The sequence below is a fragment of the Streptococcus sp. zg-86 genome, assembly GCF_017639855.1.
Taxonomy (GTDB): domain Bacteria; phylum Bacillota; class Bacilli; order Lactobacillales; family Streptococcaceae; genus Streptococcus; species Streptococcus zhangguiae.
The window spans coordinates 1281696-1302020 of the sequence record NZ_CP072115.1 but is presented as its reverse complement, the minus strand read 5'-3'; the positions used below and the strand labels follow the sequence as shown (position 1 = coordinate 1302020).

The following is a 20325-nucleotide window of genomic DNA, read 5'->3' as shown; positions in this document are numbered from 1 at the left end:
ATTGGGCTTGGTTTTTATAAGATGAGTGTGAAAAGGAAAATTCGCTGTCCTTAGCTGAGGTATAGTAGCATTTCTCTTGCTTCAAAAGCTAAAGCGACAAACGATTTTCAAAAAATAATCAGATATTTTACTTTACAAGTTCTCAATATTTGTATATAATAGAGGACGTGTGTAATGGACACACAAAAAACGGTTAATCCGCTGAGACCATGCTCTCATGATTGGCAAGATAGGAGAATAGAAAACATGAATCCATTAATTCAAAGTTTGACAGAAGGTCAACTTCGTACTGATATCCCTGCATTCCGTCCTGGTGACACTGTGCGTGTTCACGCAAAAGTTGTTGAGGGAAGCCGCGAGCGTATCCAGATCTTTGAGGGTGTTGTTATCTCTCGTAAAGGTCAAGGAATCTCAGAAATGTATACTGTCCGCAAGATTTCAAGCGGTATCGGTGTAGAACGTACATTCCCAATCCACACTCCACGTGTTGATAAAATTGAAGTAGTACGTTACGGTAAAGTACGTCGTGCGAAATTGTACTACCTACGTGCATTGCAAGGTAAAGCTGCGCGTATCAAAGAAATCCGTCGTTAATCAACGGTTGGTATTTCAATCCAATAGTGGATGCAAGCACTCGCAAGGGTGCTTTTCATTTTTTTCTTGCAATCTTGCCCTGTCTACGATACAATAAAAGAACCTTCCCTTAGTTAAATGGATATAACAAATTCCTCCTAAGAATTAGTTGCAGGTTCGATTCCTGCAGGGGAGATAGGAAAATAGCAAAACCCTTGTAACATCAATGTTTTCAAGGGTTTTTAATATGCTGATTTACTAAAGAGAGATAAGATAAGTTGTAGAAATACCACTCCCACTTGCTCAGCATCGTGAGTATAGTATAAAATCTGAACAAAGCAAATAAAAAATGTACAAATGGTATAGTGAAAAGATAACAACATCGCTATCTTCATTCAGAACTAGACAAATAGAGAATATGTTCATATTTTCTTTGAAGATGAGACAACTTTCCCTCGAAAAAATGGGTTAGATTTGGTAGAATAAGAGTAAGAAACTGTAAATGCTTGCTAAAATAGGCAGTTGCTTATTTATGGAGCTATTCATCGTGGATAAGGATAGGAGAGAGTATGGAAAATCATCATAGGGAGTTCCGGTTTTCAGCAGGCTCGATTATGAGTTTTGTCTGGCGTGGTATAGTGGTTGGGATTGTCTCAGGTGTCGTGGTTAGTTTGTTCCGCTTAGCGATTGAGCTGCTGTTTGAGATAGTTCTGTCGCAGTATCATGCTGCTCAAGCCAATCCGCTCCGCCTAGTACCGATTACCCTAGTCAGTCTACTGGTAGTTTGGCTGATTAGCCTACTAGTCAAGTCTGATCCAGATATTAAGGGCTCTGGGATTCCCCATATTGAGGGAGAATTGAAGGGGCTATTGCGTACGGACTGGTGGAGTGTACTTTGGAAAAAATTTGTGGCAGGCGTATGTGCTATTTCAATGGGATTTATGCTAGGGCGTGAGGGACCGAGTATTCAGTTAGGAGCAATGTCTGCGAAAGGTGTAGCGAAATTCCTAAAAGCCAGTCCATTAGAAACGAGAGCCTTTATTGCTAGTGGTGCAGCCGCAGGTCTTTCAGCAGCCTTTAATGCACCGATTGCCGGTCTTCTTTTTGTAGTAGAAGAAATTTATCACCATTTTTCACGTATGGTGTGGGTAACAGCCTTAGTGGCAAGCCTTGTTGCCAATTTTATTTCCTTGAATATTTTTGGCTTGACCCCCGTCCTATCGATGAATCAAGAATTACCTTTTCTCTCTTTAAAGCAGTATTGGATTTTCGTTCTGTTGGGAATCTTTTTAGGGCTAATGGGCTTTGGATATGAAAAAGTTATTTTAAACTTTCACCGTTTCTATGATTTCTTTGGAGAAAAATGTCGAGTACCGTCTCATGCTTATGGGGTTATTGGCATTTTGCTGATTATTCCGATTGGTTATTTCTATCCACAGCTACTAGGTGGTGGGCATCGTTTGATTATTTCACTTGCTCAGGAACATCAAATCTTAGCGACAATCTGTCTTTATTTTTTCATTCGGTTCGTTTGGAGCATGATTTCGTATAGTAGTGGTTTACCAGGCGGTATCTTTTTGCCCATGTTAACCTTGGGTTCTCTATTGGGCATGACTTTTGGTCTAACTTTTGAGCAACTTCATCTTATTTCGGAGACGGCTCTTCCTTTATTTATCGTATTAGGCATGGCAGGGTATTTTGGTGCCATTTCCAAAGCGCCCCTGACTGCGATGATTTTAGTGACCGAGATGGTAGGGGATTTGAAACAACTGATGGCTATTGGTGTGGTTACTCTCGTCTCTTATATTGTGATGGATTTGCTAAAAGGGGAGCCGATTTACGAAGCCATGCTAGCCAAAATGTCTGTCACAGCACCTTCAAATATTATAGAGCCAACGCTGATTGAGCTGATTGTATCGGACAAGCTAGCTGGGAAACGAGTGCGGGATTTAGCATTACCGAAAAATATTTTACTGACAACTCAGATTTATCATCAGAAATCAGAAGTGGTATCTGGTACTACAGTTCTCCATGCAGGTGCGACCATTTTCTTAGTAGTGAATGAATCAGAAATCAGTAAGGTCAAACAGTTATTGCTATAGCCTTTTTCAAGTGTTTAACCTTAAAAATGGTGAACAGTCCGTTCTGTTTGAATAATCATTTTGGGGGTGGGACAGAAATCGTGATTTCGAAGAAATCGATTATCCTCACTCCTTTATTTTTAGGTTCGGGCTAAACTAATCTACTGGATTAGTTTACTCCCACCCCCGCAAGTTGACTAGCTTCCACAATTGAGAATTGTGGAAGGCTGGAAATAGAACGAGCGTAGCTCGCTCCTTGCAATTGAGAATTGTGGAAGGCAGGAAATAGAACGAGCGTAGCTCGCTCCTTGCAATTGAGAATTGTGGAAGGCAGGAAATAGAACGAGCGTAGCTCGCTCCTTGCAATTAAGAATTGTGAAAGGTTGGAAATAGAGCTAGCGAAATGTTCGCTAATCTCTTCTACTAGAATGTTGATTTATCAACGTTTTACAAACCAGACAATCCTCGCTTTTTGATTTTCAAGCTCAGGTATCAATCGTCACTCCCCTGACTATTGATATGCATCGAACTATTAAAAATATGTAACATAAGGAGGTAAGGGACTTTTGTCTCAGCCTCTGGTAGATTTTTTAAAAAGAAGGAGGAGCGATGATTCCCATAAAAGAAAGTTATCAACATCCCTATAGTGTGACGATTCGTTTAGCTGTGTTTGGTCTAATCGTGGGTCTGATGACAGGTGGCTTAACAACCCTTTTTGGTCGTGTTTTGCTCTGGATTGGAGAATGGCGGACGAGCCACCTTAGTGCTCTCTTGCCTTTTCTGGGACTAGCTGGACTTGTGATTGTTTTTCTTTACCAGCATTTTAGCAAGGAAGCACAAAAAGGAATGGCGCTTGTTTTTGAAGTGGCTCATGGTGAAGATAGAAAGATTCCATCTTCGCTCATTCCACTTGTCATCTTGTCCACTTGGTTAACCCATTTATTTGGTGGGAGTGCTGGTAGAGAAGGAGTTGCAGTCCAACTTGGTGCAGCTATTTCTCATCAATTTGACCGCTTTTTTACCTTTCCTAAGCACGAACAAGTGATTCTAGTGACAGGTATGGCAGCAGGTTTTGCAGGCTTATTTCAAACCCCGCTTGCAGCCCTCTTTTTTGCCTTAGAGGTGCTTGCGATTGGCCAGCTTCAATTGTATGCCTTACTGCCAGCTCTTGTTACGGTCTATACTGCTAGTAGCTTTTCTCATCTCTTAGGCTTGGAAAAATTTACCCATGTGATTGTAACCACTCCAGAGCTAACCGTTTCCGTGTTTGTCAAATATATTCTCTTGGGTCTTTTCTTTGGTCTGACTGGAAATGCTTTTATCTCTCTTCAGCAGTATCTAAAAAAACAGGCTCTTCACTATTTGCCCAATCCCTATTGGAGAATTACCATCATTGGTCTAATGCTTAGTCTAGCCATTAGTTTAGCTCACTTTGGGCGCTATGCAGGTCTGGGAACAAATTTGATTGAACAGAGCTTTTCAAACCAGCAAATCTATTCCTATGATTTTCTACTGAAATTGCTCTTTACCACTATAACCCTAGCGGCTGGATTTCAAGGGGGAGAGGTGACACCCTTGTTTGCTATCGGTGCGTCTCTTGGTGTTATCTTGGCTCCATTTTTTGGACTTCCGGTAGAACTGGTTGCAGCAGCAGGGTATATCAGTGTCTTTGCCAGCGCGACCAATACCCTACTTGCTCCTATACTGATTGGCGGAGAGGTCTTTGGCTTTCATCATCTCCCATTTTTTACGATTACCGTTATCATTAGCTACCAGTTCAATCGCAAGCAATCTATTTATGGTTTGCAACAGGCTTTAGTTATCGATGTAGAATAAATAAGAGAAAAGGAGGCCCACAAAATAGGCTTCCTTTTGGTTAACTTCCATATATTAGGGCTCTAAAGCTGCAACAAGATCTGTTGCGAATTTTTCGAGATTGACAATATCGTCTTCTTCAGCTGCTAAGTCGACCTTGACATTTTCTGCTCCTTTGGTTGCGCCACGTGAAGCGAGCATGAGGTCAAAATCGTCTACTGACTTACAAAAATCTTCATAGAAGGTGTCGCCAGATCCGCAGACGCCGTAGATTTTTCCTGTCAAGTCATAATCAGCTAGGTCTGTATAGAAATCTACAATTTCGTCTGGCAATTCCCCGTCGCCCCCATAAGAATAGGTATAGGTTGCTACGATGATAATATCTGCGTCTAAGATTTCTTCTGTTTCGACAGTAGTACACTCGTCATTGTGCACTTCAAGACCAAGCTCTTCGAGTTTTGTTGCGACAATATCTGCAATTTCTTCTGTATTGCCTGTCATACTAGCGTAGACAATTTTTGCTAGTGCCATAGTTTCCTCCAAAAATAGATGATAGCACTAGTATACCACATTCTCCAAATTTTCAAAAGCGTCATTTTTATGATAGAATGAAAAAAAGGAGTGCTTAGAATGCTAGAAATGATATTAGAAAAAATAAGAGAGTACCAAACCATTGTCATTCATCGTCATATGCGGCCGGATCCAGATGCCCTAGGGAGTCAAGTCGGATTACAGCGCTTATTGCAGAAGAATTTTCCAGAAAAAACGATTAAGGTGACCGGCTATACAGAGCCAAATCTTGCTTGGTTGGCGGAAATGGAAACAGTAGCGGATGAGGAATACCAAGGAGCCTTGGTTATTGTGACGGACACAGCCAATCAAGCTCGTATTGATGACAAACGCTATAATCAGGGCGATTTTCTCATCAAGATTGACCATCATCCAAACGATGAAGTCTACGGAGATCTTTCATGGGTCAATACCAGCGCTAGCTCTTGTAGCGAAATGATTGCGCAGTTTGCCTTTGATATGGGGCTGGAAATAGATGCGGACATTGCCTACCTACTCTATGCAGGTATTGTGGGGGATACAGGGCGCTTTTTGTATCCAGCAACTTCGGCAAAAACATTTGACATTGTGGCAAAACTTCGTCAGTATGAGTTTGATTTTGCAGGTCTTTCGCGGCAAATGGAGTCAGTTGATTATAGTGTTGCTAAGTTAATTGGCTATGTCTATGATCATTTGGAAATTGATGAAAATGGAGCAGCACGTGTGCTTCTCAGCCAAACCTTGCTCAAGGAATTTGGCATTGGAGATGCAGATACCGCTTTTATCGTAGGAGTACCAGGTCGTATCAATACAGTCAAAAGCTGGGGTGTTTTTGTGGAGCAACCTGACGGTTCTTATCGGGTGCGGTTGCGCAGTAAGTTTCTTCCTATCAATGAAATTGCCAAGCGCCATCATGGAGGAGGTCATCCTTTAGCCAGCGGTGCCAACTCATATTCGATTGAAGAAAATGAGGAAATTTACCAAGAATTAAAACAGGTGGCGGCAGATGCAAGCGAGTAGTCGACAACTTCGTCTCATGGGAACAGTCATTGATATTAAAATTTGGCACCAAGAGGCGGAGCCAATTTTAGATCAAGTAGAGGAGCTCTTATATCTGTATAAGGATCGCTTTTCGGCCAACGATTTAACATCTGAACTCATGGAAGTGAATTATAATGCAGGGATTCAAGCAGTCCCTGTTGCGTCTGATTTATTTGAATTGATTGCACTTGGAAAGTTCCATAGTTGCGCTTCCAATAGCCGTTTAAATATCACAATTGGTCCTCTCGTACAAACTTGGCGGATTGGCTTTTCAGATGCGCGTGTCCCTAGCCAAGCAGAGATTGATAAAAAATTAGCCTTAATCAATCCGCAAGACATTGAACTAGATGAGGAAACGCAATCTATCTATTTACGAAAAGAAGGAATGGCCATTGACCTAGGTGCCCTTGCAAAAGGCTACATTGCGGATCGGATTGTCGAACACCTACACCGTGTTGGCGTATCAAAAGGTCTTATCAATCTGGGGGGCAATGTCCTGACATTTGGCCAGGCTAGCCACAATCCAGATGGCCAGTGGCATATTGGTATTCAACATCCAAACCTTCCAAGAGGAAATAATATTGCTATTGTAAAAATTGAAGACGGCTCTGTTGTCACCTCAGGTATCTACGAACGGACCTTTACCTATGAAGGAAAAACCTACCACCATATCTTTGATAGTCAGACAGGCTATCCCGTCACAAGTGATGTCGCAAGTCTGACCATCGTTTCCAAACAATCAGTTGACGGAGAAATCTGGACCACCCGTTTATTTGGACGACCTATTCAAGAAATCTACCAAACAGTTCAAGACCAAGAAGGGATTGAAGCGATTATTCTGACAACTGACAATGAAATGCTGGTGACAGATGGTCTGAGAAATGCTTTGGTAAAATAAAAACGTTTACAAATAATAGCAAAAGTGATAGAATGAATACGAATATATATTAGATAAGAAGGTATAAATATGAAATTCATTGCTATTGTTGGGACGAATTCTGCCCAATCAACCAATCGAAAATTACTTCAATACATCCAAAAACATTTTGCGGATGTCGCAGAGATTGAATTGATTGAAATCAAAGATATTCCCTTATTTAATAAGCCTGCCAATAAAACGGTTCCACCAATTGTGACAGAAATTGCAGAGAAAATCGCAGCTGCAGATGGCGTCATCATTGGAACACCAGAATATGACCATTCTATTCCAGCTGTCTTAATGAGTGCCCTAGCTTGGCTATCCTATGGCATTTATCCACTGTTAAATAAACCGGTGATGATTACAGGTGCTTCCTATGGAACCTTAGGATCATCTCGTGCGCAACTCCAATTACGTCAAATCTTGAATGCTCCTGAGATTAAGGCGAATGTTATTCCAGAAGAATTTTTATTGTCTCACTCTCTTCAAGCTTTTAATAGTGATGGTGACCTCATCGACCTGGATACCATTCAAAAATTGGAAGCCTTATTTGATGACTTTAGACTCTTTGTGAAAATTACAGGTAAATTATCCAATGCCAAAGCCTTATTGCACAAAGAAGCTGAAAATTTTGATTGGGAAAGTTTATAGGAAAAAGGAGTAGAACCATGAAATTTGTAGGACTTGTAGGGTCAAATGCGGACGAATCATACAATCGAAAATTATTAGAATTCATCAGAAGACAATTCAAAGTAAAATTCGAATTAGAAGTATTAGAAATCGATGATATTCCGATGTTCAATCAGGATGAAAACTGGGAAGAATGCTTCCAATTGCGTCTTCTCTACCATAAAATTACCCGAGCAGACGGTGTCATTATTGCGACACCAGAACACAATCATACCATTACAGCAGCTCTAAAAAGCGTGCTTGAATGGTTGTCCTTTAAGGTTCACCCTTTTGAAGACAAACCTGTCATGATTGTAGGCGCTTCTTACTATGATCAGGGAACATCTCGAGCTCAAGTGCATTTACGCAAGATTTTGGACGCTCCAGGAGTCAATGCCTTTACGCTACCAGGAAATGAGTTCTTGCTTGGAAAGGCAAAAGAAGCCTTTGACGGAAATGGAAATATTACCGATCAAGGAACAGTGAAATTCCTAGAAATGTGCCTTGACAATTTCATCAAATACGTAGGAGTTGTGTCTAGTTTGAAGAAACCAAAACCAATTGAAGCAGAAGACCTTTATTGTAAGGGAGCGATTGATACAACTATTCTTGGTATTGATCCAGATGATCCAGACTGGCTAGAAAAGGCTGCAAAACAAGTCAACGCAGTAGAAGGGGATACCTATGTCAAGCTGGACAATGGTTTGTTGACGGTTAATCAACTGAATATGTTTTTAAATGCTATGCCATTTGAATTGACCTATGCTGACGATAACAACCAATTCTTGTACTATAACGATGCTCATCCAGATCCAAATACCATGTTAGGTAAACGTGTAAAAGAACAGGTAGGAAATCGCCTTGGTACAGTTCACGGCACATTGCCACCAGCACGTATGAAGAATGTTGAGTGGGTTGTGGGAACCTTACGAAATGGTAACCAAGAATATGTCCGTACGATTGTTCCGGGAACACCTCCAGAAGTGATTAATACGCATAATTATCAAGCGATGTACTACCCAGATGGATCGTATGCTGGCATAAATGAGATTATCTTCAACTTTAAACCTTGGTTAGACTGGTATCTAAAAGAAACTGGCCAACGATTGGTTGGTGGTACAGGAATGCAAACGGTGCATGGTGCAACAGATGCTGATTCTGGAGCTTCTAGTACCGATGCAGCTGGTTCTGGAGCAGATCTGACAACAGATGCCGATTCGGGTGCCTCTATTCAATAAAAAATAGAAAAAAATAGTTGCCAAGTGTTGGAAAATATGATAGACTATACTGGTATTATCTATGGCTCGACAAAGAGTCCATGGCAGAAAGGAATTTTTAAAATGAAAAAAGATATCCATCCAGAATATCGTACTGTTGTCTTCATGGACACAACTACTGGTTACAAGTTCCTTAGCGGTTCTACAAAGAACTCTAAAGAAACTATCGAATTTGAAGGTGAAACATACCCATTGATTCGTGTGGAAATTTCATCAGACTCACACCCATTCTACACAGGACGTCAAAAGTTCACGCAAGCAGATGGACGTGTGGATCGTTTCAACAAAAAATACGGTCTCAAATAATCAACCGCATTTATTGCTTAAGAATGTTGATGTTAAGCCATTTCCGTTTTCGGGAATGGCTTTTCTTTTTCTAAAAGAATTGATACATGAAAAGTAGCAATTATAGTCCCCTAGTAAGTCTGTAATTTTTCACACAGTTAGGTACCGAGGAAGGGGGCTTTTTCAAAATCGGAGACGTCTCAAAATAAAAAGGGGGAAAAACTTGCTAGAAACGAAAATTTAAAGAGATAAAATAACTATAGCTAGTGATTATGGTATAATAGAGCTAACGGAGGTACAAAATGACCTATAATCAAGATTATTTAGATGATATACTTGTTAGAATGGCGTATCATTCTAGCGGTATTGAGGGTAACACAATTACACTACCTGAAACAGTTAGCATAATTTTAGAAAATACCTTACCGACCAACAGAAAAAGTATTAGAGAATTTTACGAAATTGAAAATCATAAGCAGGCTTTTTCATACCTTTTAGATTTGTTAAAAGATAATAAGCCATTTAATTTAGGGCAAATTCAAGATATACACGCGCTTTTACTTGACCGCCTTCAACACGATAGAGGACAATTCAAGAAGCAACAGAATGCAATTGTAGGGGCAGAATTTAAAACGGCAAGCCCTGAAGAAACTCCTATACTTATGAGACAATGGGCAGATAACACTGCTTATAGATTGGATATAGCAAGTAATGAGACAGAGAAGTTAGAAATACTAGCAGTTACCCATATTGAATTTGAGCGTATCCATCCATTTTCAGACGGTAACGGAAGAACTGGACGGCTTTTACTGATGTACCTTGCTATGAAATACCTAGAAAGTCCCGTTATCATTTTAAAAGATCGTAGGGCGGAGTATATGGAACTTTTAGCAATGCAAGATGTTACAGGACTGGTCGAATTACTCAAGTTATCGTTAGACTATGAGCGTGACCGAGTTAAACAATTTAGCAAAAAAGGCTATTAATAGCCTTTTGATTTATACCATATTTTTTAATAAAAATTCATGTTTTTTATTTTCTAAACTAGACGAGCAAGCGAGTTTGGGTCCACTGGACTGTTTTTTCATGAGTCGAGAAATAAGAGAGTGAGTTCAGGTCCTGCGGGACTTTTTTCATTTTCCCTATTTAAATTATTGTATCCTTCTTATCTTTCTAGTTCAAAATTTTTCTCTTTTCTGCTATACTGGAATGGTGAGTTAGTGGAAAGTATGAGGAATGAAAATGAAGAAAACTCCTTCTTTGGAGAGTCGTGTTGATTATGCCCTAATTTTACCGGTATTTTTTTTATTACTAATTGGCATTGCAGCAGTGTATATTGCAGTTAGTCAAGATTATCCAACCAATGTGGCTACGATTGTTGGTCAGCAGTTGATTTGGATTGCACTAGGCATCGGTTTTTCCTTTCTAGTCATGTTCTTTAGCACCAAATTTTTATGGTATGTTACACCAGTCTTATATGCATTGGGACTAGGATTGATGGTGTTACCCTTGGTCTTTTACAGTCCAGAACTGGTCGCTTCGACCGGAGCAAAAAACTGGGTGACCATTGGTGGAGTCACACTTTTTCAGCCATCAGAATTTATGAAGATTTCCTATATCGTCATGATGGCACGTAGCATCGTGAGCTTTCAGACCAAGCATAGTGAGCGATCGCTAAAAAAAGATTTTCAATTGATTGCTTACCTGATTGTGTGGACAATCCCTGTTCTCATGCTCCTATATTTCCAAAAAGACCTCGGAACCTCCCTTGTGTTTCTAGCTATTTTTAGTGGTATGGTCTTATTGTCGGGTGTATCTTGGAAAATATTGTTGCCGACCTCCCTTACAGCCTTCGTTTTGATTGGTGGGTTTTTACTTCTCTTTATTGCACCTGGTGGCACAACTTTTTTGCATAATATGGGGATGGACACCTATAAAATCAATCGTATTGCAGCTTGGCTTGATCCATTTAAAAATGCAAAATCGACAACCTATCAGCAGGCACAGAGTTTGATTGCGATTGGGAGCGGAGGTCTGACAGGGCTAGGCTTTAATAAGACCAATTTGCTTGTTCCAGTTCGGGAAAGTGACATGATTTTTACGGTAATCGGAGAGGATTTTGGTTTTGTAGGAAGTGTAACGGTGATTGGTTTGTATACCTTACTTATCTATCGCATGTTACGCATTACCTTGCAGTCTAACAATCGCTTTTATACCTATATTTCGACAGGCTATATCATGATGTTGCTCTTCCATGTTTTTGAAAATATTGGTGCAGCTACAGGAGTATTACCCCTAACGGGAATTCCCCTGCCCTTTATTTCTCAAGGAGGATCATCCATTATTTCCAATCTGATTGGGGTAGGACTAATGTTGTCTATGAGTTACCAATACACCTTATCCAATGAGCAATGGCGCAATAAGTCACGTGCATTCAAAAAAATCACGATAAAACGTGTAGAAAGATAGGTTCAAATGAAAAAAGTAGCAGTTGTATTAGCAAATGGTTTTGAGGAAATCGAAGCCTTGACACCCGTAGATGTCTTGCGTCGTGCTTCAATAGAGTGTGACATGATTGGCCTAACTGGTAAAGAGGTAGAAGGCTCACATGGCATTACAGTACAGGCTGATAAGATCTTCACAGGAGATTTAACAGACTATGATTTGGTCGTATTACCAGGAGGTTTACCAGGCTCTACTAATCTCCGTGACCATGGTGAGTTGCTGCAAGCTCTTCAAGCCCTTGCAGCAAGTGGAAAATACCTAGCAGCTATTTGTGCAGCGCCCATTGTATTAGACAGGGCAGGTCTGTTACAAGGACGTCGCTATACTTGTTACCCAGGAAAAGAGGCGGATATTGATTCAGGACACCATGTCAATGAAACAGTTGTTGTGGATGGAAACATCATTACCAGCCGAGGAGCAGGAACCAGTTTAGCATTTGCCTACACATTAGTTGATTTACTCGGTGGAGATGGAGCTGGTCTAGCAAAGGCAATGGTGTATGAACAGCAGAAACTGAAGATCTAGCTAAAAATATTCTAAACTGCCAATAAATAAAGGAATGAGAAAAATGTATATCTGTCAAATGACAATAACTTCTCACTCCTTTTTTTGTAGGAATATAGGGAAAAATATGATATAATAAAGGGTACTAGTTAAGCTAGATTGATTGCGAATAATAGTGTGTAAAATAGTTTTTGTGGCCCCTATCAGCCACTTGTTAGAGACTGTTTTACCTCTAAGATAAAAGGGAAAAGAATGACAGAAGAAACAAAAAATTTACAGGAAAAAGCACAGGAATATGATGCCAGTCAGATTCAGGTTTTGGAAGGTCTAGAAGCGGTTCGCTTGCGCCCAGGAATGTATATCGGTTCAACCTCGAAAGAGGGTTTGCACCATTTGGTCTGGGAAATTGTCGATAACTCCATTGATGAGGCGTTAGCTGGCTTTGCGACCCATATTGAACTCTATATTGAAAAAGATAATTCGATTACGGTTGTTGATAATGGGCGTGGTATTCCAGTTGATATTCAAGAAAAAACTGGACGTCCAGCGGTTGAAACCGTCTTCACAGTGCTTCACGCTGGAGGAAAATTCGGCGGTGGTGGTTATAAGGTGTCAGGAGGCTTGCATGGCGTAGGTTCGTCTGTTGTAAACGCCCTGTCTACCCAGTTAGATGTTCGGGTGTATAAAAATGGTCAAGTTTACTACCAAGAATATCGTCGTGGGGAAGTCGTAGCAGACCTAGAAGTGATTGGTGAAACAGACAAATCAGGAACAACTGTTCATTTCACACCAGACCCTGAAATTTTTACTGAAACGACAGAATTTGACTTTGCTAAACTCAATAAGCGTGTTCAAGAATTGGCCTTTCTCAATCGTGGTTTGCATTTGTCCATCATTGATAAGCGAGAAGGATTAGAACAAAGTAAGGAATACCACTATGAAGGCGGGATTGCTTCTTATGTTGAATACCTCAATGAAAATAAAGATGTCATCTTTGACACTCCTATTTATACAGACGGAGAAATGGATAGCATTACTGTTGAAGTGGCCATGCAATACACGACTAGCTATCATGAAAATGTCGTCAGCTTTGCCAATAACATCCACACCCATGAGGGGGGAACGCATGAGCAAGGATTCCGTACAGCCTTGACCCGTGTGATTAATGACTATGCCAAGAAAAATAAAATTCTCAAGGAAAATGAGGACAACTTAACGGGTGAAGATGTTCGGGAAGGATTGACAGCTGTTATTTCCGTCAAGCACCCTGGCCCACAATTTGAAGGACAAACCAAGACAAAACTCGGAAATAGCGAAGTAGTGAAAATTACCAATCGTCTTTTCTCAGAAGCCTTCTCAGAATTTTTACTGGAAAATCCTCAGGTAGCACGGCGCATTGTTGAAAAAGGAATTCTAGCAAGTAAGGCTCGGATTGCTGCTAAACGTGCGCGCGAAGTCACTCGGAAAAAATCAGGTTTAGAAATTTCAAATCTCCCTGGAAAATTGGCGGATTGTTCATCAAATGATCCAGCGCAGACAGAACTCTTTATCGTAGAGGGAGATTCAGCGGGTGGTTCAGCAAAATCAGGACGTAATCGTGAATTCCAAGCAATCTTGCCGATTCGTGGGAAAATCCTCAATGTTGAAAAAGCAAGCATGGATAAAATCTTAGCGAATGAAGAGATTCGGAGTCTGTTTACCGCTATGGGAACTGGATTTGGAGCAGACTTTGATGTGACCAAGGCACGCTATCAAAAACTCGTCATTATGACAGATGCCGATGTTGACGGTGCCCACATTCGTACCCTTCTCTTGACCCTCTTTTACCGTTACATGCGTCCGATTGTCGAAGCGGGCTATGTCTACATTGCCCAACCACCGATTTATGGTGTCAAGGTCGGAAGTGAGGTCAAAGAATACATTCAACCGGGTGTCAATCAAGAACAGGAATTGCAAGCAGCCTTAGAACGTTATAGTCAAGGGCGTTCGAAACCGACTATTCAGCGCTACAAAGGACTGGGAGAAATGGATGATCATCAGCTGTGGGAAACAACCATGAATCCTGAAAATCGCTTAATGGCGCGTGTATCAGTTGACGATGCGGCAGAAGCTGATAAAATTTTTGATATGCTCATGGGAGATAAGGTAGAACCACGTCGAGAGTTCATCGAAGAGAACGCAGTTTATTCGACGCTCGATGTATGATTTTCGAAAAAACAAGTGCATATCACTAAAAAGTATGATATAATAAAGCGATATTTTCCAGTACAACTTATTATCGAAGGAGATTTACATGTCTAGAGGAACAATCATTTTAATCGTAGCGATTGTTGTTATCTTAATTATTGTCTATATTGCCTGCCTTATCGCCCGCAAACGAAATGATAATTTATTGATTGCATTAGAAGAACGGAAAGAAGATTTATTTAACCTACCAGTAAATGACGAGGTAGAAGTTGTAAAAAGTCTTCATTTGATTGGTCAAAGTCAGGTATCGTTTCGTGAATGGAACCAAAAATGGGTTGATCTTTCCTTAAATTCATTTGCAGATATTGAAAATCACATTTTTGAAGCAGAAGCCTTTAATAATTCATTCCGATTTGTCCGTGCTAAGAGTGCGATTGATAGTATTGAAAGTCAAATTGATTTAATTGAAGAAGACATTGCAGCTATTCGTAAAGGATTGAAGGATTTAAAAGGTCAAGAGGAAAAAAATACAGGCCGCGTTAAGCATGCCCTTGATCTCTTTGATAGCTTGCAAGCATCTGTGCGTGAACATTCTGAGCAATACGGTGAAACCTTGCCAGAATTGGAAAAGCAACTCAAAAATATTGAAGTTGAATTTTCAGAATTTGTCATGCTAAACTCATCTGGTGACCCAATTGAAGCAGCAGGTATCCTAGATAAGACAGAAGAGCACATGATTGCTCTCAATCAAATCATGGATCGAATTCCAAACTTGGTTGAAAAGGTAAATCAATCTTTCCCAGATCAGCTAGAAGATTTGGAAGCTGGATACCGCAAATTGGTTGAAGAGGGCTATCTCTTTACAGAAGGAAATATTGAGACTCGTTTCCAAGAAATTCGAGTGGCTATTCGTGAAACAACTGCTCTTATCGTATCCTTTGACTTAGATGCGGCAGAGGCAGAAATTGACGAAATCCAATCAAAAATTGATTACTTATATCAAGTCTTTACGCGTGAAATTGAAGCCCACAAAGGCGCTGTTAAAATCAGTAAAAACTTGCCAAAATTCTTGGAACATGTGGTTCATAATACAGGTGTCTTGACAGAAGAAGCCGAACGGTTGAATCATTCTTACATTTTGGTGGAAAGCAAGCAAGCACGTATTTCAAAATTAGCTACTAAACTTTCTTCAATGGAAACTGTTGTTCATGATAGTATCGCAGAGCTAGAAAATCCACAAGTTGCTTATTCTATTTTAGAAGAACGCTTAGAGCATGCCTTTACTACTCTCAAGCAAATGGAGGAGGAACAGCTTGTCTTAGCAGATTATTTGAAATCACAAGAAACCTCAGAGACAACTGCGCGTAAAAAAGCAACTCAATATATTAATCAACTACATACCTTGAAACGCTATATGGAAAAACGTAGCTTGCCAGGTATTCCAGAGGATTTCCTATCCATGTTCTTTAAAACAAGTGGGCATGTTGAAGCCTTGCTAGCAGAATTGGACTATAAGCGTATCAATATTGAAATTGTGAACCGTTTGTTAGAAAATGCTACCTTTGACATGAATGAATTAGAAGAAGTAGCTTATACTATTGTTCAAAATGCCGCTCTTACAGAGCAGTTGCTCCAGTATTCAAATCGCTACCGTTCAAATCATTCTTCGATTCAGCAAGCATTTAACAGAGCCTTGTCAATCTTTGAGAAAGACTATGATTATCAAGCAGCTTTTGAGGAAATCTCATTTGCCTTAGAAGCAGTTGAACCAGGAGTAACCGAACGTTTTGTACGTTCTTATGAAAAAACACGAGAGACTATTCGTTACTAAAACAAAAAGCCCTTGGGCTTTTTGTTTTATATAAATAAAGGAGAAGAATCATGACAGTAAAAGGATTAGTAGTCATGGATGTGGACAGCACCTTGATTCTGGAAGAAGGAATTGACTTACTAGGTGAGGAAGCTGGTGTTGGAGAGGAAGTCGCTACTATCACAGAGCGTGCCATGCGGGGAGAATTGGACTTTAGAGAGGCACTAGCAGAACGTGTTGCCCTCTTAAAAGGCTTGCCTGTGAGCGTGTTTGAGCGCATTTTAAAACGGATTCATTTTACACCTGGTGCACGTGAATTAGTTGCTACATTGCACCAGAGAGGATACAAGGTGGCCGTGGTATCAGGGGGCTTTCATGAGACAGTTGATGTACTGGCTAAAGAGTTAGGAATTGATTACGTTAAAGCCAATCGCTTGGAAGCTGAAAATGGGATATTAACAGGTCGGGTGCTTGGTGAGATAGTGACCAAGGAGACGAAAAAAGCTTGTTTGGAAAAATGGGTCCTAGAAAATGGTCTACGTTTAGCTGATACGGTTGCAGTTGGTGATGGTGCCAATGACCTTCCTATGATTCAAGCAGCGGGAATAGGCATTGCCTTTTGCGCCAAACCAATCGTACGAGAACAGGCACCTTATCAAATCAATGAAAAAAATCTGATCAAGGTTCTGGATGTCATGGACGGACTGATGAACAATAAAAAAACGGATTAGAACAGATGTTCCAGTCCATTTTTTATATCTCAACCAAATAATTTTTTCCAGAAGGAGGTTTTCTTCTTGGGTGTAGAAGATGTAGCTAGGAGAAGGGAAGAAAACTGCTGATAGAGGTCAGGTTCGTCCACTTGACTGGGATGATCTGTATGAATGACCAGCCCATATTGTTTTGAACAATCTTCAGAGACAATCGTAGCCTCACAGCCCAATTCCTGCGCCATTTTGAGGTAGAGAATTTGCTTTTGACCATCAATATAGGGAGAAATTTTAACAAAAATAGGTGAAAAATCCTTACTCAGTTGTCGCAATATTTCCTTGAAATGTTCGATCAGTTCTTGCGTATTTGCCTCGTCAATGCTGCATAGGCCAATCACACGCTCTTTAAAAGTATATAGAAATGTTCGCTGTTCATCTGGATTGAGTTTCACCCCTCCAGCAGCTTGTTGCATAATGATGTCATTTATATCTTTCATATACCTAGTATATCATAAGCTAGTCTAAATCGAAAACGAACAAATGAAATCGTTTTAGCTTTTCCTCGGAAAATGCTAGTAACTGTGGTACAATAAGGTCAAGTACAACAAAGGAGAACAGTTATGAAAATGATTCATAAGGAGATCGTGCCAGGTTTTATCCTATCTTTTCTGGTAGCAGTCATTGCAAAAGGTCTCGCAAGGTTTTTTCCCAGTATAGGAGCAGCTAGTTTAGCTATCTGTATCGGGATTTTTTTAGGAAATACAATCTGTAGAAACACGCGATTTGAAAAAGGGACGAAATTTTCAGAAAGTAGGCTACTAGAAATCTCAGTTGCCCTGCTCGGTCTAACCGTGACCTTTCAAACCATTGCCCACTTAGGCTTGTCCGGTCTTTTCTATATTCTTCTCATGATGGCTAGTGTCATCACATTTAGTTATTTTCTAGGGAAAAAATTAGGTTTTAAAGAAGAAATGGCACTTATGATTGCAGGAGGAAATGCGGTTTGTGGCTCGTCGGCTATCGGAGCTATTGCACCAGCTATTCGAGCCGATAGTAAGGACAAGGGGCAGGCGATTGTGCTGATTAATCTCCTCGGTACAATTTTGCTATTTGTCCTACCTTTTATCGGGGTGCAACTGTTAGGTTTTTCTGACTTGGCAAATAGCGCTTTGACAGGAGGTGTTTTACAGTCAGTTGGCCAAGTCGTAGCAGCTGCCAGCCTGATTAATGCAAATGTCACCCAATATGCGACCCTCTTTAAGATTACCCGTATCCTCTTTCTAGTGGTTGTTGTATTTGCCTTTGAGCGCTTGATGACTAGGCAGAAAGGAATAGCCCCTGCTGAAAATACTAATCCACAATCAGTTTTAGCCAGCATTCCTTGGTATATCTTAGCTTTTCTCATCCTTTGTTTCTTGAATAGTTTTCTTCCTCTTCCATTCTTTTTCGGGAAAACATCTACATTTTTTAGTTCTTGGTTTGAATTGACAGCTCTTGCAGCGATTGGGCTACGGCTAGACTTTAAGAAGTTTCTCCAAGAAGGTCTTAAATTCCTGATTTACATGGGATTGATAGGTCTTTTTCAAGTCTGTCTAGCCTTACTATTGATTTTTCTGTTCAGAATTGGATAGAAGTCGAAGCAAGGAAACGTTATCATTCCAATATATACGAAAATTTTGAGTTTTTCCTTGAAAAAAATGCGTTTTTAAGGTAACATGGTTTAGTAAATAAAATTAACTCAAAGGAGAGTAAAAAATGTCAATTATTACTGATGTTTACGCTCGCGAAGTCCTAGACTCACGCGGTAACCCAACACTGGAAGTAGAAGTTTACACTGAATCAGGTGCATTCGGTCGTGGTATGGTTCCTTCAGGAGCTTCTACTGGTGAGCATGAAGCAGTTGAGCTTCGTGATGGAGATAAATCTCGTTACCTTGGTCTTGGTACACAAAAAGCTGTTGATAACGTAAACAACGTTATTGCAGATGCTATCATCGGTTACGATGTTCGTGACCAACAAGCAATCGACCGTGCAATGATCGCTCTTGACGGTACTCCAAACAAAGGTAAATTGGGTGCAAATGCAATCCTTGGTGTGTCTATCGCTGTAGCACGTGCTGCTGCTGACTACCTTGAAATCCCACTTTACAGCTACCTTGGTGGATTCAATACAAAAGTTCTTCCAACACCAATGATGAATATCATTAACGGTGGTTCTCACTCAGATGCTCCAATCGCTTTCCAAGAATTCATGATTTTGCCAGTTGGTGCGCCAACTTTCAAAGAAGGTCTTCGTTGGGGTGCTGAAGTATTCCACGCTTTGAAGAAAATCTTGAAAGCTCGTGGTTTGGTAACAGCTGTTGGTGACGAAGGTGGATTCGCTCCTAAATTCGAAGGAACTGAAGACGGTGTTGAAACAATCATCGAAGCAATCGAAGCAGCTGGTTACGAAGCTGGTGAAAATGGAATCATGATTGGTTTCGACTGTGCATCATCTGAGTTCTACGACAAAGAGCGTAAAGTATATGACTACACTAAATTCGAAGGTGAAGGAGCTGCTGTACGTACTTCTGCAGAGCAAATCGATTACCTTGAAGAATTGGTAAACAAATACCCAATCATCACAATTGAAGATGGGATGGATGAAAATGACTGGGATGGTTGGAAAGCTCTTACTGAACGTCTTGGTAAACGTGTACAATTGGTTGGTGACGACTTCTTCGTTACAAACACTGACTACCTAGCACGTGGTATCAAAGAAGGAGCTGCTAACTCAATCCTTATCAAAGTAAACCAAATCGGTACACTTACTGAAACATTTGAAGCAATCGAAATGGCGAAAGAAGCTGGTTACACTGCGGTTGTATCACACCGTTCAGGTGAAACTGAAGATTCAACAATCGCTGACATCGCAGTTGCAACAAACGCTGGTCAAATCAAGACAGGTTCATTGTCACGTACTGACCGTATTGCCAAATACAACCAATTGCTTCGTATCGAAGACCAACTTGGTGAAGTTGCAGTATACAAAGGGTTGAACTCTTTCTACAACTTGAAAAAATAAATCTTATATAGATTGATAGATAAAACGACTCTCTAGATTGACTTCTAGAGAGTTTTTTGTGTTCTAACGGAGTCCCTGATACTACATTCCACCGTCAAAAAACAAGTTGTCTCATTGTCATCAAATTGTTACAGTATTTTATAAACTACAAGAAACCTATCGAAATAGTGAAAGCAGATGACAAGGGATGTCATAAAACTGATATTATATGTGAAAAAATAGCAACGGATTTCATTAGAAAATAGAGAATTATCTTAGAATAAACAGGCAAATAGAAAGAGGAAAAACTTTGACTAAACAAACTATTTTTTTGAGTGCAAAAACTTGCACGATAGGG

At 40.3% G+C, this 20325-nt stretch carries 18 protein-coding genes and 1 tRNA gene; 17 read left to right on the top strand and 2 right to left on the bottom strand.

Annotation, left to right across the window (positions count from 1 at the left end; translation table 11 throughout):
• Positions 1-246: 246 nt before the first annotated feature.
• From rplS to J5M87_RS06225, 4 genes are all read left to right on the top strand, one after another.
• Positions 247-594: a 50S ribosomal protein L19 gene (gene rplS, locus J5M87_RS06240; RefSeq protein WP_067085767.1), complete on the top strand. Its 348-nt coding sequence runs from the start codon at positions 247-249 to the stop codon at positions 592-594.
• A 103-nt stretch (positions 595-697) separates the two neighbouring features.
• A tRNA-Arg gene (locus tag J5M87_RS06235) sits at positions 698-769 on the top strand.
• A gap of 373 nt (positions 770-1142) precedes the next feature.
• A complete protein-coding gene (locus J5M87_RS06230; RefSeq protein WP_154608845.1) occupies positions 1143-2675 on the top strand; it encodes a ClC family H(+)/Cl(-) exchange transporter in 1533 nt (510 codons plus the stop codon).
• 588 nt (positions 2676-3263) lie between these two features.
• A complete protein-coding gene (locus tag J5M87_RS06225; protein ID WP_154608846.1) occupies positions 3264-4490 on the top strand; it encodes a chloride channel protein in 1227 nt (408 codons plus the stop codon).
• Positions 4491-4544: 54 nt separating this feature from the next.
• Here J5M87_RS06225 and J5M87_RS06220 read toward each other — a convergent pair whose 3' ends face one another.
• The gene (locus J5M87_RS06220; protein WP_154608847.1) at positions 4545-5000 is read right to left on the bottom strand and encodes a flavodoxin; all 456 of its coding nucleotides are present in this window, start codon (positions 4998-5000) and stop codon (positions 4545-4547) included.
• Between the two features lie 99 nt (positions 5001-5099).
• On the opposite strand from J5M87_RS06220, the gene J5M87_RS06215 reads away from it, so the two are divergent.
• From J5M87_RS06215 to serB, 11 genes are all read left to right on the top strand, one after another.
• Complete coding sequence (locus J5M87_RS06215; protein ID WP_154608848.1) at positions 5100-6038, top strand: DHH family phosphoesterase; 939 nt, start codon at positions 5100-5102, stop codon at positions 6036-6038.
• Positions 6025-6957 carry an FAD:protein FMN transferase gene (locus J5M87_RS06210; protein WP_154608849.1) on the top strand — a complete coding sequence of 311 codons (933 nt, stop codon included), beginning with the start codon at positions 6025-6027 and terminating at the stop codon, positions 6955-6957. The genes J5M87_RS06215 and J5M87_RS06210 overlap by 14 nt, the downstream gene beginning before the upstream one ends.
• A gap of 69 nt (positions 6958-7026) precedes the next feature.
• Positions 7027-7629 (top strand): NADPH-dependent FMN reductase, encoded by a 603-nt coding sequence (locus J5M87_RS06205; RefSeq protein WP_154608850.1) that lies wholly within the window; start codon positions 7027-7029, stop codon positions 7627-7629.
• A gap of 17 nt (positions 7630-7646) precedes the next feature.
• Positions 7647-8885, top strand: coding sequence for an NAD(P)H-dependent oxidoreductase (locus tag J5M87_RS06200; protein ID WP_154608851.1), 1239 nt, complete (start codon positions 7647-7649; stop codon positions 8883-8885).
• 102 nt (positions 8886-8987) lie between these two features.
• Positions 8988-9230, top strand: a complete 243-nt coding sequence (locus J5M87_RS06195) for a type B 50S ribosomal protein L31 (protein WP_067091298.1) — start codon at positions 8988-8990, stop codon at positions 9228-9230.
• Between the two features lie 281 nt (positions 9231-9511).
• Positions 9512-10195, top strand: coding sequence for a Fic family protein (locus tag J5M87_RS06190; RefSeq protein WP_154608852.1), 684 nt, complete (start codon positions 9512-9514; stop codon positions 10193-10195).
• Between the two features lie 250 nt (positions 10196-10445).
• On the top strand, positions 10446-11678 hold the full coding sequence (locus tag J5M87_RS06185) for an FtsW/RodA/SpoVE family cell cycle protein (RefSeq protein ID WP_154608853.1): 1233 nt from the start codon (positions 10446-10448) through the stop codon (positions 11676-11678).
• Positions 11679-11684: 6 nt separating this feature from the next.
• A complete protein-coding gene (locus tag J5M87_RS06180) occupies positions 11685-12239 on the top strand; it encodes a DJ-1 family glyoxalase III (RefSeq protein WP_154608854.1) in 555 nt (184 codons plus the stop codon).
• Between the two features lie 231 nt (positions 12240-12470).
• Complete coding sequence (gene gyrB / locus J5M87_RS06175) at positions 12471-14423, top strand: DNA topoisomerase (ATP-hydrolyzing) subunit B (RefSeq protein WP_154608855.1); 1953 nt, start codon at positions 12471-12473, stop codon at positions 14421-14423.
• 88 nt (positions 14424-14511) lie between these two features.
• The gene (gene ezrA / locus J5M87_RS06170) at positions 14512-16236 is read left to right on the top strand and encodes a septation ring formation regulator EzrA (RefSeq protein ID WP_154608856.1); all 1725 of its coding nucleotides are present in this window, start codon (positions 14512-14514) and stop codon (positions 16234-16236) included.
• Positions 16237-16286: 50 nt separating this feature from the next.
• Positions 16287-16946 carry a phosphoserine phosphatase SerB gene (serB, locus tag J5M87_RS06165; protein WP_154608857.1) on the top strand — a complete coding sequence of 220 codons (660 nt, stop codon included), beginning with the start codon at positions 16287-16289 and terminating at the stop codon, positions 16944-16946.
• A 29-nt stretch (positions 16947-16975) separates the two neighbouring features.
• Here the strand turns inward: serB and J5M87_RS06160 are convergent, their stop codons facing one another.
• Positions 16976-17422 carry a DUF1694 domain-containing protein gene (locus tag J5M87_RS06160; protein WP_154608858.1) on the bottom strand — a complete coding sequence of 149 codons (447 nt, stop codon included), beginning with the start codon at positions 17420-17422 and terminating at the stop codon, positions 16976-16978.
• Positions 17423-17551: 129 nt separating this feature from the next.
• Between J5M87_RS06160 and J5M87_RS06155 the strand changes: the two genes are divergently transcribed.
• Positions 17552-18556 (top strand): YeiH family protein, encoded by a 1005-nt coding sequence (locus tag J5M87_RS06155; protein WP_154608864.1) that lies wholly within the window; start codon positions 17552-17554, stop codon positions 18554-18556.
• A gap of 124 nt (positions 18557-18680) precedes the next feature.
• A complete protein-coding gene (gene eno, locus J5M87_RS06150) occupies positions 18681-19988 on the top strand; it encodes a surface-displayed alpha-enolase (RefSeq protein WP_075099368.1) in 1308 nt (435 codons plus the stop codon).
• Positions 19989-20325 lie beyond the last annotated feature (337 nt).